The following is a 14,357-nucleotide window of genomic DNA, read 5'->3' as shown; positions in this document are numbered from 1 at the left end:
GGTTACTTGCCCTCCGGGATGATTTCCTCGGCCTTGAGGTGGTCGCGGATAGCGTTGCTGATGACTTCCCAGGACTCGTTACGCAGGTCGCGGCTACCGTCTAGAGACCGCACTGCTAAGAAGATTTCATCCGAGATCCATTCATCCCGCGTGTATTCCTCATCGAAACGATCACCCTCGGGGCCTGTGGTGTTATCCGTCAGCACGGTCTCATGCCGATAGGAAGCCGCATCGTGAGATTCGATGGCGGCAGCACGTCGGGCGAGAACATCCTCAGGGGCGATGATCTCAACACTGTCCGGCAACTCCGTCCAATCAATGTCCAACGCCGAAGCGTGGAGAGTGAGGGTCACGGCGACGCGGGAACCAATCGGGACAATGGCAATCGGCCCAACCCCTACTGCGACGCGTTGGCCGTTGATGGTGGGCTTGCGGCTGAGGTGAATCTTCGTGGAGGTGGGTTCGTGGATGTTCGGGGTCTCGCTCATTGGTTGTTCCTTTTCGCGGTTGGCGGGCCATGTGACCTGGGTCGAACGCCCGGATCATAGAGCGGGTAGCGAGATTCGAACTCGCGGCATCCACCTTGGAAGGGTGGCGCTCTAACCAACTGAGCTATACCCGCCTACGGTTGCATGAGCGGTTGTGAGAATCATGCAACCCTCAGCCCGGAGTGGGAGAATCGAACTCCCGTCAATGGCTTTGGAGACCATTGTGTTGCCATTACACCAACTCCGACTGCCTGAACGGCTGCCAGTAGCCACACCGTTCAGATTTTGACCCGTACCCGCATGGGGTAGAGATCAGCTCTTCCACAAGGATTCGAACCTCGATAGCCAGTACCAAAAACTGGTGTCCTGCCGTTAGACGATGGAAGATTATGGACCCCATATTAGCACACGTGTTCGAGTCGCTTGAAAGGTAAAAACACCCATGGCATGAAGAATCCCCCAGGGGCGGAAACTCGCCACACTGGGGGAAACAACTGTCTTACCCGGTAACAGTCAATCGGGGCCACGCCGCCAAGGCGAAAGGAAATAACTCCTTGGCAGCTATGAACTACTATAGCACACCTGTTCGACTGGGTTGAAAGGTTAGCGCAACTGCTCCCTGTGACGGCGACGCGGTAAATCATGCTCCGCAACCACATCACGAATACGTGCCTGGTAGCCACGAACACGCTGCCTAGCATCACGCGCCATAGCATCATCCAAGGCTGCGGCTTCCACACGCTTCCACTCACGTACTTTCCGCTCCAAGTAGCGCTGCTGCTGGGTTGCCTTATAGCCCTCATTGTCCGGGTCGTGCTTAATGTCGGGGAGTCCAGTGCCGGGAACATACGCAGACCACACGTGCCTGCAATTTATGTGACGCAGGCCATTGGCTTTGGCTTCATCCAGACTCGCTGTGACATGCACAATCGCATCCCCCTCACCCACACCACTGGGCATCACCACTGTGCCGGAATGCGCCCCTGAGATGCTAAGTATCTTCCCCTCATACGGCACACACATCGGAGCGGGATTCGCATGCGATGACACCCGGATAAGATCCAACCCGTTCTCCACCATCACACTGGTGTGACCCGCCATGAGTGCTTCATTCGTGGCCTGCCGAGTCGCCATCTCCGCATAAGTATCCAACTTCCAATTACGCCCGGCCTTATCCGTGAACGCGGTCAACCCTTCGGCTGCCATGTCTTTCGTGGCGGCTCGCCATGCTGACTGCACATCCTGCGAACCCGTCACAGTCCGGCTGGTGACGTTCTGGATAATCTTCCGCCACGCATCATCCGTACCCCTGAGTATCCCGCGATCAAGCTTCGACAAGTCCGCAGACACCTGGGCAGACAATGCCACCACCGCACTGTGTTCAATCGTGGAAGCAGCCGTCACCGCAGTAGTCGCCGTCAACCCCTCGACCTCTGCCAGGCCCTGCACCACGCCCATGGTGTGGGCATTCTCCACGGAACCCGCCACCAGATCGGGCAGCCGTGATGCGACCATTCCCGCTGCGGACTCCGCGTAACGCCTGAGTCGCTGCACCTCCATCAACTGTGCTTGCATCCAATTCGGGGCATCCGACAATCGGCGTGCTGACTCTGCGATCTTCCCCAAAAGGAACATCTCAGCCTGCCTGTACAAGGCCACAACAGGATCGGCGGCGAACTCCGCCTCATAAGGATCAAGCATCACAGCATCCTAACCATCCGGCCCACCCCGAATGAAAGTTACTCTTCATCCTTGTACTTCATCGTGATCGGACGTGCACCATCAATGAACTCAAGATCTGATAGTCCGGACATGGCCTTGATGGAATCATCCGTGACACCAGCACGGCGGGCATTACCAATCGCAGTGGTGGTCTTAGACAGATCATCCGGGCTTAGCCCTTCACCCTTGGGAGGGGCAACAGGATCAACGGTGGGTGCCAGCGGGTCAACATCCGGGATGCCGAACGGGTCGAAGTCCACACCCTTTTCCTTGAGGATGCGATCAATCTCGGCATCCTGTTTCGTGGATTCCCACTCGGGGTGAAGCATCCGTACCTTCGTGTCCGTGCTGATAGCAGTCGCCGCGTCAAGTGCTTGGATGGTCATCGCCGCGTCAAGTTCAGTCTCCTCCACGGGGTCTGAGAGTTCCACAGTCGGCAGGTGCTCCAACACTGCCTTGGTGTTGCCCAAGTCGCGGTCAATCTCCAACAGTGCAGCCGTCAAATGGGAGATACCATCAGCCCAATAACGCCCCTTCGCCTTAGTGGTTGACCTGGTGGCGCGTGACTTGGTTTTGATTTCCGTGGCGGTTTGGGCAACCCCAGCAGTATCCATACCCAAGGACATGGCGGAGTATCCAGCGCGGCGAAGGATCTTAATTGTCAGATCCTCCACAACTTTCAGGTGATCATCCACCCGGATCTCGAATTGCTTCGCCTCGATGAGGCTTTCACCGTTCGGTCCGCCGGCAACTTTGGTGAAGATCTCACGGTCCATGTCAAAGGATTGGCCCTTACCGGCACCGCGATCATCCAACAGTTGTTCGCTGGCGATGATGCGGGCGCGTCCAAGGCGAACATCCCGCATCAGACTGCTATAAGCCATGTTCAGCTTATCGAACAAGGGGAACAACTCGGGGGCGAGATCCGACTTCCCCAAATGAGACAGTTCACCCTCGTTGATGAACTCCACATTGGGCTTCGCATTCGGAATATATGCGGCTGCCAGCATCGTGCCGCCGGTGGGGATGAAACCACCATCCTGCACCTCGGATGCCAGCGGGGCAGTCAACGTGTGGGCTTCAAGGTCAACCTTCCGCCCAAGGTCATCAGCCTTTCCCTCCCAGAGAGTGTGTTCAATCCATCCGGGGGTGTAGTGCTCCATGTGCCGCCACACGGTCTTGTCATCCTCGGAGGGCAGGATGCGCCAGAACTTCACGCCGAAGAGTTCACCATAGTGCCATTCGGGGATCGCTTGGTTTGCTTGCACCCAATCAATCCACGGTTCAGGCTTCACAGTGGTGTTGAACACAACCCGCCCGTACACGCCACCCTGCGCAGCGCATAGTTCCGCAGCAACCAGCAGATTAGCGGCGAACTTCTGAGTGTTCACCAACGCATCAATCCGCGCCATCGCTTCGGGGTTATCCTCATCAGCGGATAGGCCAACAGTCGGCGGCGTATCAAACAGACTGGTGGCCGACAGGTGGCAAAGGTCCGCAGGCAACGGGACATGCAACTTGTCGGAGGACTCACCAACACCAGTAGGCTTGCCCATCCACATGCGGGCAACCGCCCCAACAATCCCGCCACGCATCTGATTAGGGTGCGGAGCAGGATACCCATAGCGTGACGATAGTTGGTTGACGTTGCCGGCCCACCACGCATGAGACTCCGCGATCTGAGCAAACGCCCGATCATAAGGCTTAGGCGGCCATGTGCTCATATCAATTCCTTAGGTATCTTGACCACGTATGCCTAGTGGAGAAAACGGCGTAGCGGAGTGCGTCACAATTGTGCACGGGAATCCCGTTGGCGAGATATTCATGATTGTCATCAACGGTCAAGTTATAGACCGGCGCGTTCCCTGCTTCGGAGATTCGCACCACACTTACGTCCACAGCATCGGGCCTTGCTGTACTTGTTGACTCGAAACTCTGTTCTGCAGAAGGCACACTCCCGGTCAACATCGTCAACCCCTGAATCTCGTCGCCATGCAGACTTGCACTTGTTTGAACAGAATCGTTCACTTCCATGCCGTGATTTAGTTTCAAAATTGCCCCCACACTGTTCACATGTGAGGTCTCGGTATTCCCGTTTCTCCCAAGATTCTTTCCCATGCTTAGAATGCCATTCAAGCCCCTCGGGAGATCCATGCCATTCGGCAGCAGCTGCACTGACCTTCCGTAAGTTCTCACTAGCTTTCTTGCGAAACTCAGGGTCGGACTTTCTTTCTGCAAAGTGCTGTCGCAAATGGGCGAGACGTTCAACAAGTTCAAGATTGCCGGGGGAGTTATTGTTGAAGTCATGGTCTTTATGGTGGACGTGATACCCGTCCGGGATGGCGGCACCCCCATTGTAGTGCTTCCAAACTTCCTGGTGGAGAGCTTGGATACCTCGCTGTGAGTCTGCGATTCCAGCCCGGTAATACCGGCGGTGGGCTTGCTGCTTTGCTTCTGGGTAACGTCGGAATTTAACCCCGTTGAAGGTGACTGTTTCAACGACCATTTCTTAATCTCATCTCCTGGCTGAAGTTCTCCAAGTGGAGTCCACCCCTTACCTTCGAGGAATACGGGGTGATTACCGGTTCCTCTTAGGATGGTTCCATCGCTAAATTCGACTACTTTAATCTTAGCGCTGTGGCTAGTCATGGCTGAGTCCAAGACCTTTCGGTACCCGTCTCGGGTCAGCACATTTTCCCCTATTGTTACTTCTGAGATGGGTTTATCGCCGCGATCAGTGTTGATGATTGTTTCCGCAGTGAAGCAGTAGTCATCATCGGTCTTGATGGGTTTCTCCTCACCACGCTCGGACGCTTTGTCATCCCACCGGTATCCGGGGATTTCTTCGATCAAACGTTCGCATGTGGATGATATGAGTAGATCCCCGTTGGCGAGTAGGGAAGCCACGGAACGGATACCATCGAGGACATCATTCTTTGCTGGTGCGAGTCCGTGGAAGTTATCGTCATAGAGTTGTAGTCGGAATGATTTGGCTGCTGGGTCAACGTAGATGTATTCAGGTTCGGGTTGCCCTGCGAGCCATCGTTTCAGGTCATCGGAGAGTTGCTTATCCGTGAGGCTGATGTTGCCGCCGTCTCGGAAGTTTGGTGCCCATTCGTCAATGACATACAGTTTCTCTGGCCCTGGTTTCCCGTTCTCGTCCAGTGGTCGGCCTAATCCGAGTAGCATTCCGGCGGTGGGGTGCGTCGTTCCATAGTCAATCCCGAGTGACAGGATGCGATCCATCTGCGGCAACTCGGATGGTTCGATAGTGTGCACATTCGTGTCAAAGAACTCATAGATCGCACCATCAGCCGCCACCCACTCACCAAGAATGAAACGGCGGTGCCACACGCCCGTGTACTCGCGGCGAAGGCTGGCCTTGTACTCCTCTGAGAGTGACGGGTTATCCTCCATCGTGAAATGCTTGTACAGCCAATCCGGTAGCTGCTCCGGCTCCGGGGTTGACTTCTTAAAATGGCGTGACCCGGGGATCTTTGACAGGTAATCCTTCATCAGCCAATGACCCGGCGTATCAGGGTTTGTCGTGGCGAACAGCTGTGCACCATCCACAGACAGGCGGGCTAACAGCTGCTTGAAGAACTGCACATGCACAACTGTCAGCTCATCCACGAATCCGATTGCGAGGGTCATTCCTCTGATTCTTGATTCAGACCCAGCATCATTCGCCCCGATAACGTGAACACGCTTCCCGAAGATCGTGGCATGCGCAGCGCCCTGCCGATAATGCACATGGGATCGGAGAAGCGTGAACTCATCATTCTGCTCAATCGGCTCAAACACATTCCGATAGATCGAGTCGCGGTTCTTTCCCACGATGATGATGCCGCCAACACCGTGATGGTCGGCAACTTTCCCCAGCATGAGGAAGATCCACGCAAAGGTTTTCCCCGAACGAACAGCCCCATCCCACAAGGTGACACGCCTATCAGAGGATGCCAGTGCAACCCGTTGGGTGGGGGAGAATCCGCCCCTAGTCGCTTTCGTCAATGCCATCACCGGCGGACTCGATGGTCTTTGCGAGGAAGTCACCCAGGATCTTCACCGCATCGGCCTGCCCATTATCCACCTGAACATCAAAGAGACCATTGAGCCTTGAGCGCAGATCAACTGCCCGCATCACTGAGTTACTGGCATTGTGATCCCCCCGCATGACCTTTGGGTAAAGGCCACGAATCACATCATCGAGACGAGACAGTTCCAGATCACGCAACTCTTCGGCAGGCTCCCGAGTCAGCTCCTCTAGACCCTTCTTCACCAGGTCTCGCGCCCCCGAATGATCCGCGTATCCGAGGTGCTTGGCGATCTCCGGGTATGTCATTCCACTTTTGCGGAGCTTCAATGCTTTTTGCATCTTCTCCCGGTATTCGACTTCTTCGCCCCTGCCGATTGGGCCGTTTCCCCATGCCATTTACTAACCTCCTGGGTTGCGAACTTTCAGGGTGTCAGCGTATGAATTTATGCAGTTGGCAGGATATTTGGGACTGTCCTATATGGGATTACCTAGGCTTCTCCGACTGTGTATCCGCGTCCGATTAGTTCGGTTTTGAGTCGGGTCATATCTGCTTTGGATTCGAGTTCGATGAGCAGTCCGAAAGATGTCACAGGCTCCGGTTCCGGCTCCGGTTCTTCCCCAATGGAATCCATGGCATCCAACAAAGCATCCACTTCATCGCGGGTGAAACCAGTACCATCCAAATCCGGCCAATCCGTGAGTAGCTTGAGCAATTCCTCCGTGTCATACGTAGAAGCATCATTAGACCGGTTGTCCACCAACACGATGCGGCGGGCTTCATCGGGGTCCACATCCACCCAATGCACATCAATCTCAGCCCACCCAAGACGCTGCGCAGCCATGAGTGTGTGATTGCCCGCGATTACCACACCGGCCATCTCCGGGGCTTTGCCACCGTTGGCCGCCACGATTGGCTTGTACTGACCATTCACTTTCAGGGATTCTGCGATGAGGTCAACATCACCCCGCCTAGCGTTCCCGGGATAAAACTTCAACTGTGCAATAGGAGTCATCATGCCAAGTAGTGTGCACCCCATTGGGGTTGGCAGAAACAAGAAAACCCCCACCCAAAAGGGTAGGGGCTTCGCTATCCGATAATCGTGAGGTAGGCGATGAGTAGCATGATGCATGCCCCGCTGACCCCGGCCGACTCCCACTCAGTCATGGTTCTTCTCCTAGCACCTCTGCGAGCATGCGTGCTGCTTGTTCAAGTCCGTCCATGATTCCTTCTTCGAGGTCTTCGCAGTTGCGCATCATCGCGCAGTCATCTTCTAGTGACTCTCGCTCAGCTTTGATCTTGTCGAGAACATCTCCTGTCGCCGCAATTGTGCGGGCGGCTTCGTAGGGTTCCCACTGATCATGCAACGCACCCGGATGGACCAGCTCACGGGCACGGGACAAGCTCATACGCTGCTCACTCATGGTTCCCCCATCCGATTGCGGCTCCGATCATGGAGGGCCCGATGATGAGCATGCAGACGGAGAGGAATGCCAACCATCTTGTGGGCCTTCGCTCAAGACTGACTGCAATCGCTACGAAAAGTCCGGTCAGGGTGACTCCGATTCCTCCGCCGGCGAGGATTCCGATCATCGCTTCATGTGGCATCTGTGATCACTCCGGTGACGTGCCGACGAACCAGGCGGGCTACGGGCTTCCCGTCATCTCTGGTGGCTCTTTCGTTTATCTCATGGCAGCTTTCTCGCGCATGCTCAAGGCTCTTGTGCCATTTCAGGCCATGAATGATGAGTCCATAATCTTCAACTTCCACGCCCCATTCCGCCTTCATCCCGGCGATGGTGCGGTAGGCCCGTGATGCTGGCTGGTCGTGGTATCCGGGCACATCGTCTGCCATGTCTGCCCATTGCTGCGCTTCCTCCGGGGTCATTGAGCTAGTCATCGTAGGCTCCTCTTGGTGTAGTCGTGGTAGACGTGCCATACCAGAGCGCCTGCCCTGGTGCTGCCGATGTAGTCCATCGGGATATGCGGCAAGCCATGCCCCGTTCCGAACACCCGCAAAACCTGGTCTTCCATGGGACTGTCGGGGTAGACCTCTGCCCACAGGGTGAGGTGCCCGTACTCTTCGGATTCCACCATGCTCAGAAACTTCACGGGGCCGGGCATCTGCAGGGTCACAACGTCGCTGACCTGGAATGTGTACTTCCAAATAGCCTTACGATCACTCATGGCTTCATGTCCTCCAGGTCGTTTCTTTCGAGCTTTGCGCCCCTGCGTTCGAGCTGTTGTGTCAGGTCATGCCCGGTCGCTTCCCAGAAGATGACCTCGGCTTCAACGGCGACCTGCTGCAACCGCTGGATCTGCTCGGCCTGCTGCTCAATCGTCAGGCGGAAAGCATTAATCACGACACCCTGAGAAACCACGGTTTGGGCATATTCAGCGGCGATACGATCCTCACCCGTCCAGTCACTCATGGCCTCCAGTTCGGACAGTCGCTCCTGCGCTTGTTCGGCGGTGATTAGCTTCTCGGTCATTTTTTGTCCTTCGGGTTGAGAATGGTGGTGAGTCGGTTCTCCGCTTCCGCATACGCATTCGATGCGGGGTCACTGTTACTTTGTTCAGCAAGCAGTTGCATGTCGTGCCGGACTTCTTCCAGCTCCCTCCGCAGCCTGACCACCTCGGCCACTGATTCCGGGGCGGCGGCGAGCAGTGCCTTGTCCGCGTCACTCACATGGAGTTCCAATTCGCAGGCCTGTCGGCACCCACACCCGCCGTCATGATCCGCGTCGAGAACATCCACCTGGAACTCATAATCGCCAGTAGAGCTGGGGATGGTTCCGTACAGGGTGGGGACACGGTGGCTGTCCCACTTCCATGGGCCTTCGGTAGCGCCTTCCAGGAGTGCTTCCCACTGCTCGGTGGTGCGGCTCATTGTTGTGCCTTTCGGTAGTGCATGGCGAGGAGCGTGCGGGCGATGGGTTCCAGCTCCTCCGGGAGAATATTGAATTGGACGTAGTCACTGTCCAGCCAGACATTCCCGCTGGGGTGTCGGCTTATGAGGGTGCCGTACTTCCCCTCGATAAAGGCCACGTCTTCCACCTTCGGCAGTTCCACGGTGATTGTGCGGGACTGTCTCATCGCAAAGGTGTGAGCCTCAGGGAGGGTGGGGAAGATCTTGGCGCTGTCACCAGAAGGGGACCGCACAATCCACTCTGGGGTGAACATCTTATTACCCCACGTATCTTCCGTTAGTTGCTCTACTCTCCATCGTCCTGCGGTCATGCTTCCTCCTCCGTTGTGTTGAACGCATCAATGAGGTCCGAGAGCTTCACACTCTTTCTCCCCTGGTCATGGAGGTAGAGAACTTGGTCCAGTACTCGCATGGCACCGGCGGCAGCTGACTTTCCCTGCATATATGCCTCACGGACCTCTTCGACGTTCTGGGACCGCCAAGCCAGTTTCATGACCCGCTGCTCTAATTCCCGATTCCAGATGTACGCATAGCGGCCTTCCAGCGTCTCTCGGTCCACGTCTTGCAGAAGCTCATGTGGCCCATCGATTGTGCTGTGCTTTTCGTACATCTCGATCTCACTGCCAGTGAGCTTGTTTACCTGCATGTCGATGTGCTCTTGCGCGGGATCGAATACCCCTCGGAATATCTTCATGCTTCCTCCAGTGCTTTCCGGGCTTCCCTGACGGCATCCCCGGTGGCGATAACTGCGAGGGGGAAAATCCCGGTGGGGTCAATCTGGTAATCGTTGACCCAGTCGGCCCGCTGCATGACCGCCGGGCCGGAGAAGGATGCCTCGGAGCTGGTGATTAGCGTGTCGGGATCGAGTGCTTCCAGTTCCGTGATGGTGCGGATGATCTGCGGGTGGCTCATGCTTCTGGCTCCCAGATGACGGTGGCTTCCCCAAGGTTTGCCAGGTATGCACTGGTTTCGTTGTAGATGCCGGAGGTTGAGAACCAGCTTTCAGGCCCCTTCTTCTCGATCACCGTGTTTCCCCAGTGAGACACGGTCTCGATTGCTGCTTCCCGGTAGTCCTCTTCGGTGGTGAGCACTCGTTTCGGCTGCTCGGGCACCAGGCGACGAATGAGGGTAACTTCAGCGGCGTCAAACAAGAAGCCACAGTCATCGTTGTCGGCTGACCATTCGCAGCCTGCTTCGGAGAAGTTGCGCACCGCTCGGTACTGTTCGCCGAGCACCTCAATCAGCCACGCTTCACCGGGGAGCGGGTCTTTCGACATGTTTACTGGATCGTCATGTTCGGTGGATGTGTCGATTTTCGGGGCAATAATCGACACGTCAGACTCCGGTGCGGGCCACACCATGCGGGGCAAATCAGGCAACGGGGTGATGCGGTCGCTTCCGGAAGATGAAACACCACCAGAAAGCCCACTCGGCTTCATGTAGTAAATGTACGTGCTGCCGGGATGGGTGATGATGACCCTGCCGTGCTCAACATGATCCGCCTGCATCCACTGGGTCTCGGCCCGCTCTTCGGGGGTCATGTCTGCCAAGGTGCGCGGCCTAGGGGCAGGCAGGAGGGCTTCCAGCCTTGCCGCGCCCCAGTGCAGGGCGTCCACGAAACCTATGTTGTGGTCAATATTGCTGGCGATATTGGGCAGAAGGTTGTTCCGGCGATTCGCTTCGCGCCATAGCTCGTCGATCACCTCCCGTACTTTGTCTGCGTCGATGATGTGCGCGGGGAGGTCCATGATGTAGCGGGCTGCTGCAAGTTCGTTGCCGGTGGCGAAAATGTCTCTGGTGATTGTTCTCTTGGCCCATTCATGAACCTTGTGCATCTTCGGGTCGGTGCTCATTTCCGGTTCTCCTTGTGGTTGATGGGGCTGATGTCGAAGGCTTCGTCGGGTAGTCCGCAGACGCATTCCCAGGCTTGGCAGCAGTCCCATGGGGTGCTGGTGCCGTCGATGTGGGTCACAGCGCCACCACAGCAATCAAAGCGAGGAGGATGCCGGCAAAGCAGAGTTTGAATCGCATCGACGCGGGCGGCGTAGCAGTCGGGATGTGATTCGATTGTTGTTGCATTGGTTGTTCCTTCGGGTCCAATTGGCGGATTGGTGTGCGCGTTATCTGAGTGTGCGCGCCCCACTCGTAAAGTCATGGCCCCGCAATGTGCGGGCAGGGTTGTTGACTCATGTGATTGTTCCTTTCACTACACAGGGATTCTTGGCGGTGAATCCCTGCTTGTGTACTCACAATCTAGCATGGTTGCACTTTGCATGTCCAACGATTGTGCTTTTGCCCTGCCCGCTATGGGGGTTTTAGGTGTCCCGCGATGTGGTCAACGGGGTGATTTCGTACCGGTTGCCACGCTTGGTGACTAAAACTTCCCCGTAGGTGTGGAGATCGTGGGTAATGCTGGTGCCCATATTTGTGAACACTCGGGACATCTCCCTTTCGCCTTCTAACCAGAACCATCGCCAGATAACCACGAGAGTGGCCGTGCTTACGACAATCTCCCAAGCATTCGCCCATGTGGTGTCAACAGTCCACATCACGATGGATGCCACGAGGAGTACGGCAAATCCAACCAGGAATGCTTTATCAATTCTGCCTAGCGGGGTGGTCATTCGCCGCCAAGTGCCACGCATCCTCACCACGCCCAATCACCATCCTCGGTAGCTTCGGCAGTGCCGATAACATAGGAGCTGCCAGACCCGGAAAAGAAATCGTGATTCTCATTTGAAGACGGGTCGAGACTAGTCATCACACCATTGTTGAAACGGCAGTCATCGACGGGGAACAAGCCTTCATAGCCGAGGTTCATGAGCGCCTTGTTTGCGTTGTAGCGGAGGAATGCTTTCACATCCTCGGTCCACCCAATATCGTCGTATACATGTTCGGTGTACTGGGCTTCGTTCTCGTAGAGATCCATGAGGAGGTCCACGGTGTCTTCGTGGAGCTGGTCTCGCTCCTCCTGGGGGAGGTTTTCGATGCCGCGCTGGTACTTGTAGCCGATGTAGTATCCGTGGACCGCTTCGTCTCGGATGATCAGGCGGATGATGTCAGCGGTGTTGGTCAGCTTGGAATGTGAAGCAAACCTTAAAGCGAGGTAAAATCCACTGTAGAAAAGGAAGGATTCTAGGGCCACGGAAGCGATCTTGTGGCGAAGGGGATCGTCCCCCCGGTAGAACTCCATGATTCGTCGGGCCTTGTACTGGATGTGTTCATTTTCCCGCGACCATCGGAATGCCTCGTTGATCTGATCTGTGGATGCGAGGGTCATGAAAATGTTGGAATAGGACTTCGCGTGGACGCAGTTACCGGAAATGACGGGGGACTCACCATTTCGGGTGACGAGAAATGTCGTGGGAACCTGGACGCAGTACACCATCTGTGGTTCTACTTGAGTCACGCTCATTGACTGGGCGTTAACGGTGTCTTTGTTCCATGTGATGTTGGTGACGTAGGAATCCATGAACGTCTCTGAACGGTCATCGTGGCGCACGGTTGTGCGACTCCGATATCCAGCGAGGGCAGTGGCGGCGACAACGAAGTCACTATCTTCGTGGCTGGTGGTGTAGAACGTGACTCCATTGTCACCCTTGAGGGTGTGCCCATCCCACACGCCGATCTCGCGAACGAAGTCACGGCACCAGGTGGATGACTTATAGGTGAGGTTCCACCAATTGTCCATCCGCTTGGTTCGGCCATCCTGAATGTAATCGAGCGGCACGTCAAGGTAGAAAGATCTCTGACTGCCTTGCATGGTGGTTTCGCGGACTCTCCACCCGATGGAATTGGCGAGGTTTAGGAACCTCTCGATCTTCCGGGGCTTTGAGAATCCAAATCGAGCGGGGATGGTGCCAACCTTTTCCCCGGTGTATCGCTCTCCTGAGAAGCTGCCGTCGGCGTTGATGCAGACCAGCATTCGGTCGATGTCACTCATGCCGTCACCTTCGGCGGCGGGGGCTGCGGAGCGGAATCGGCGGTGCTGACTGTTGAGGTTGACGTTTACGAGGTCCCGGGCTTCGTAGACGGCTGGTGCCCATTCCTGGCAGGCGTTGTTCTTCTTGATCTTTTCTTCAAGGTAAACGCGATGGCCGCCTGAAACGATCTGTCGGGCGTTCCCGTTGTTGCTGACAATTTCGTATACTTCGTCTGAGAAGTGTGGGGGGACAATTCTTGGGCGTGAAAATGATGTGGTGTTGGTGTCGGGATCGAATTGCGCTACAAGGTCGCCGTCAGTGACGGTTTCGATGGTCTTCCATCCGTCTTGGGTGAGGAGTTCCGTTCCAGCTGCGAAAGCTTCCATGAAGGCGATGTTGGTGTAGACGGCTTCTTCATGGGGTGTGAGTGAGTCTTTGATCATGCCGACTGCCCCGACTGTGCCCTGCATGGTGTCAAGCATGGTCAGCCCTGTGAACACGCGCATGGTGGCGGTCTGTTCAGCTTCGCTCATCTGCGCCCATCCTGGCATGTCGTTGGATACGGGTACTTTTTCGGGCACCCAGAAGTTGGAGATGAGGCGGTTCCAGATGTCGATGTCCATCTGGTCGGGGATTTCGTTCCAGTTGATGGAATCTACGATGTCGCCGTCTTGGTATTTGGCGGGGGTTACTGCGTGTTGCATGTGGTTCCTTCTGATTGTTGGTGCCGTGTGCCTTGCCAGGTGTGGCGGTGTCCTCCGTTGCGCTTGGCACCGCGTGATGTGCCGCCGCCGACTCGTTGGATGAGTCCTTGGCGGGACCAGGAGATGAATAATCCGCCGTAGGCGTTGGGGGTGGGTGGTTCACCTGCCCCGTCGAGGAGTTCACGCAGATCGTCTGCACTGAACACATCACCACTCTTGGCGAGGTGTTTCATGGCTTCCTCGGCAGCGGTGTGCCAGGTGTGCTGCGCCGCGATACTCGCATAGTAGGCAGCTTCGGCGGGGTGGATGCCGATGTCTTCGAACTCGAACAGGGGTTGATCAATCCAGCTCATGCCGCCACCCCTGATGGGATTCGTTGCGAGCACATATCGCAGAGTCCACGACGGTGCAAAGCGTTATCTTCCGCTACGGGGTACTGGCATCCCCAGCATCGTGCGGGGATGCTGGGCACTGGGCGGATTGCCCGACTGTGGTGCTCGGGGCACATGTACATGTGCGAGTCCGGGTCTCGGGGTGTTTCGCATCCCATGTGGGCG

Annotated in this window: 17 protein-coding genes, 2 tRNA genes and 3 pseudogenes; all 22 read right to left on the bottom strand. The window is 56.2% G+C overall.

Annotation, left to right across the window (positions count from 1 at the left end; all coding sequences use genetic code 11):
- Positions 1-2: 2 nt before the first annotated feature.
- Positions 3-488 (bottom strand): hypothetical protein, encoded by a 486-nt coding sequence (locus tag ACTU46_RS14955; protein WP_443383299.1) that lies wholly within the window; start codon positions 486-488, stop codon positions 3-5.
- A gap of 60 nt (positions 489-548) precedes the next feature.
- Positions 549-622: transfer RNA gene (locus ACTU46_RS14950), tRNA-Gly, on the bottom strand.
- Between the two features lie 42 nt (positions 623-664).
- A tRNA-Trp gene (locus tag ACTU46_RS14945) sits at positions 665-735 on the bottom strand.
- 356 nt (positions 736-1,091) lie between these two features.
- Complete coding sequence (locus ACTU46_RS14940; protein WP_443383297.1) at positions 1,092-2,189, bottom strand: phage minor capsid protein; 1,098 nt, start codon at positions 2,187-2,189, stop codon at positions 1,092-1,094.
- Positions 2,190-2,227: 38 nt separating this feature from the next.
- The gene (locus ACTU46_RS14935; RefSeq protein ID WP_443383295.1) at positions 2,228-3,934 is read right to left on the bottom strand and encodes a phage portal protein; all 1,707 of its coding nucleotides are present in this window, start codon (positions 3,932-3,934) and stop codon (positions 2,228-2,230) included.
- A gap of 1 nt (position 3,935) precedes the next feature.
- Positions 3,936-4,094, bottom strand: a complete 159-nt coding sequence (locus ACTU46_RS14930; protein WP_443383365.1) for a hypothetical protein — start codon at positions 4,092-4,094, stop codon at positions 3,936-3,938.
- Positions 4,057-4,716, bottom strand: coding sequence for an HNH endonuclease signature motif containing protein (locus tag ACTU46_RS14925; RefSeq protein WP_443383363.1), 660 nt, complete (start codon positions 4,714-4,716; stop codon positions 4,057-4,059). Before ACTU46_RS14925 ends, ACTU46_RS14930 begins: the two co-directional genes overlap by 38 nt.
- Positions 4,717-4,985: 269 nt before the next feature.
- Positions 4,986-6,227 (bottom strand): annotated as a pseudogene (locus ACTU46_RS14920) (PBSX family phage terminase large subunit); the annotation flags it as partial.
- A complete protein-coding gene (locus tag ACTU46_RS14915) occupies positions 6,205-6,552 on the bottom strand; it encodes a hypothetical protein (RefSeq protein WP_443383293.1) in 348 nt (115 codons plus the stop codon). The gene ACTU46_RS14915 and the pseudogene ACTU46_RS14920, both read right to left, overlap by 23 nt.
- A 182-nt stretch (positions 6,553-6,734) precedes the next feature.
- The gene (locus tag ACTU46_RS14910; RefSeq protein ID WP_443383291.1) at positions 6,735-7,262 is read right to left on the bottom strand and encodes a hypothetical protein; all 528 of its coding nucleotides are present in this window, start codon (positions 7,260-7,262) and stop codon (positions 6,735-6,737) included.
- A 145-nt stretch (positions 7,263-7,407) separates the two neighbouring features.
- A complete protein-coding gene (locus ACTU46_RS14905; protein ID WP_443383289.1) occupies positions 7,408-7,668 on the bottom strand; it encodes a hypothetical protein in 261 nt (86 codons plus the stop codon).
- A 173-nt stretch (positions 7,669-7,841) separates the two neighbouring features.
- Entirely contained in the window at positions 7,842-8,144 is a 303-nt protein-coding gene (locus ACTU46_RS14900) for a hypothetical protein (protein WP_443383287.1), read from the bottom strand.
- A complete protein-coding gene (locus ACTU46_RS14895) occupies positions 8,141-8,431 on the bottom strand; it encodes a DUF7352 domain-containing protein (protein ID WP_443383285.1) in 291 nt (96 codons plus the stop codon). The genes ACTU46_RS14900 and ACTU46_RS14895 overlap by 4 nt, the downstream gene beginning before the upstream one ends.
- Positions 8,428-8,736, bottom strand: a complete 309-nt coding sequence (locus tag ACTU46_RS14890; RefSeq protein ID WP_443383284.1) for a hypothetical protein — start codon at positions 8,734-8,736, stop codon at positions 8,428-8,430. Before ACTU46_RS14890 ends, ACTU46_RS14895 begins: the two co-directional genes overlap by 4 nt.
- Entirely contained in the window at positions 8,733-9,134 is a 402-nt protein-coding gene (locus ACTU46_RS14885) for a hypothetical protein (RefSeq protein WP_443383281.1), read from the bottom strand. Before ACTU46_RS14885 ends, ACTU46_RS14890 begins: the two co-directional genes overlap by 4 nt.
- Positions 9,131-9,340 (bottom strand): hypothetical protein, encoded by a 210-nt coding sequence (locus ACTU46_RS14880; RefSeq protein WP_443383278.1) that lies wholly within the window; start codon positions 9,338-9,340, stop codon positions 9,131-9,133. The genes ACTU46_RS14885 and ACTU46_RS14880 overlap by 4 nt, the downstream gene beginning before the upstream one ends.
- Before the next feature lie 140 nt (positions 9,341-9,480).
- A complete protein-coding gene (locus tag ACTU46_RS14875; RefSeq protein ID WP_443383276.1) occupies positions 9,481-9,867 on the bottom strand; it encodes a hypothetical protein in 387 nt (128 codons plus the stop codon).
- On the bottom strand, positions 9,864-10,085 hold the full coding sequence (locus tag ACTU46_RS14870; protein WP_443383273.1) for a hypothetical protein: 222 nt from the start codon (positions 10,083-10,085) through the stop codon (positions 9,864-9,866). Before ACTU46_RS14870 ends, ACTU46_RS14875 begins: the two co-directional genes overlap by 4 nt.
- Positions 10,082-11,026, bottom strand: coding sequence for a hypothetical protein (locus ACTU46_RS14865; RefSeq protein WP_443383270.1), 945 nt, complete (start codon positions 11,024-11,026; stop codon positions 10,082-10,084). Before ACTU46_RS14865 ends, ACTU46_RS14870 begins: the two co-directional genes overlap by 4 nt.
- 794 nt (positions 11,027-11,820) lie before the next feature.
- Positions 11,821-12,483 (bottom strand): annotated as a pseudogene (locus ACTU46_RS14860) (ribonucleotide-diphosphate reductase subunit beta); the annotation flags it as partial.
- Positions 12,484-13,464: 981 nt separating this feature from the next.
- Positions 13,465-13,800 (bottom strand): annotated as a pseudogene (locus tag ACTU46_RS14855) (ribonucleotide-diphosphate reductase subunit beta); the annotation flags it as partial.
- Positions 13,785-14,153 carry a hypothetical protein gene (locus tag ACTU46_RS14850; protein WP_443383267.1) on the bottom strand — a complete coding sequence of 123 codons (369 nt, stop codon included), beginning with the start codon at positions 14,151-14,153 and terminating at the stop codon, positions 13,785-13,787. The gene ACTU46_RS14850 and the pseudogene ACTU46_RS14855, both read right to left, overlap by 16 nt.
- Between the last annotated feature and the right edge of the window lie 204 nt (positions 14,154-14,357).

Origin of the sequence: Corynebacterium sp. A21, assembly GCF_052266655.1 — a bacterium.
Taxonomy (GTDB): Bacteria; Actinomycetota; Actinomycetes; order Mycobacteriales; family Mycobacteriaceae; genus Corynebacterium.
This window is presented reverse-complemented; position numbering and strand designations above follow the sequence as displayed.

Bases quoted from the DNA above. Each gene is read 5' to 3' on its own strand.
- ACTU46_RS14955 (WP_443383299.1), bottom strand. From the start codon at position 488: ATGAGCGAGACCCCGAACATCCACGAACCCACCTCCACGAAGATTCAC.
- ACTU46_RS14940 (WP_443383297.1), bottom strand. From the start codon at position 2,189: ATGCTTGATCCTTATGAGGCGGAGTTCGCCGCCGATCCTGTTGTGGCC.
- ACTU46_RS14935 (WP_443383295.1), bottom strand. From the start codon at position 3,934: ATGAGCACATGGCCGCCTAAGCCTTATGATCGGGCGTTTGCTCAGATC.
- ACTU46_RS14925 (WP_443383363.1), bottom strand. From the start codon at position 4,716: ATGGTCGTTGAAACAGTCACCTTCAACGGGGTTAAATTCCGACGTTAC.
- ACTU46_RS14915 (WP_443383293.1), bottom strand. From the start codon at position 6,552: ATGACATACCCGGAGATCGCCAAGCACCTCGGATACGCGGATCATTCG.
- ACTU46_RS14910 (WP_443383291.1), bottom strand. From the start codon at position 7,262: ATGATGACTCCTATTGCACAGTTGAAGTTTTATCCCGGGAACGCTAGG.
- ACTU46_RS14905 (WP_443383289.1), bottom strand. From the start codon at position 7,668: ATGAGTGAGCAGCGTATGAGCTTGTCCCGTGCCCGTGAGCTGGTCCAT.
- ACTU46_RS14900 (WP_443383287.1), bottom strand. From the start codon at position 8,144: ATGACTAGCTCAATGACCCCGGAGGAAGCGCAGCAATGGGCAGACATG.
- ACTU46_RS14895 (WP_443383285.1), bottom strand. From the start codon at position 8,431: ATGAGTGATCGTAAGGCTATTTGGAAGTACACATTCCAGGTCAGCGAC.
- ACTU46_RS14890 (WP_443383284.1), bottom strand. From the start codon at position 8,736: ATGACCGAGAAGCTAATCACCGCCGAACAAGCGCAGGAGCGACTGTCC.
- ACTU46_RS14885 (WP_443383281.1), bottom strand. From the start codon at position 9,134: ATGAGCCGCACCACCGAGCAGTGGGAAGCACTCCTGGAAGGCGCTACC.
- ACTU46_RS14880 (WP_443383278.1), bottom strand. From the start codon at position 9,340: ATGAGACAGTCCCGCACAATCACCGTGGAACTGCCGAAGGTGGAAGAC.
- ACTU46_RS14875 (WP_443383276.1), bottom strand. From the start codon at position 9,867: ATGAAGATATTCCGAGGGGTATTCGATCCCGCGCAAGAGCACATCGAC.
- ACTU46_RS14870 (WP_443383273.1), bottom strand. From the start codon at position 10,085: ATGAGCCACCCGCAGATCATCCGCACCATCACGGAACTGGAAGCACTC.
- ACTU46_RS14865 (WP_443383270.1), bottom strand. From the start codon at position 11,026: ATGAGCACCGACCCGAAGATGCACAAGGTTCATGAATGGGCCAAGAGA.
- ACTU46_RS14850 (WP_443383267.1), bottom strand. From the start codon at position 14,153: ATGAGCTGGATTGATCAACCCCTGTTCGAGTTCGAAGACATCGGCATC.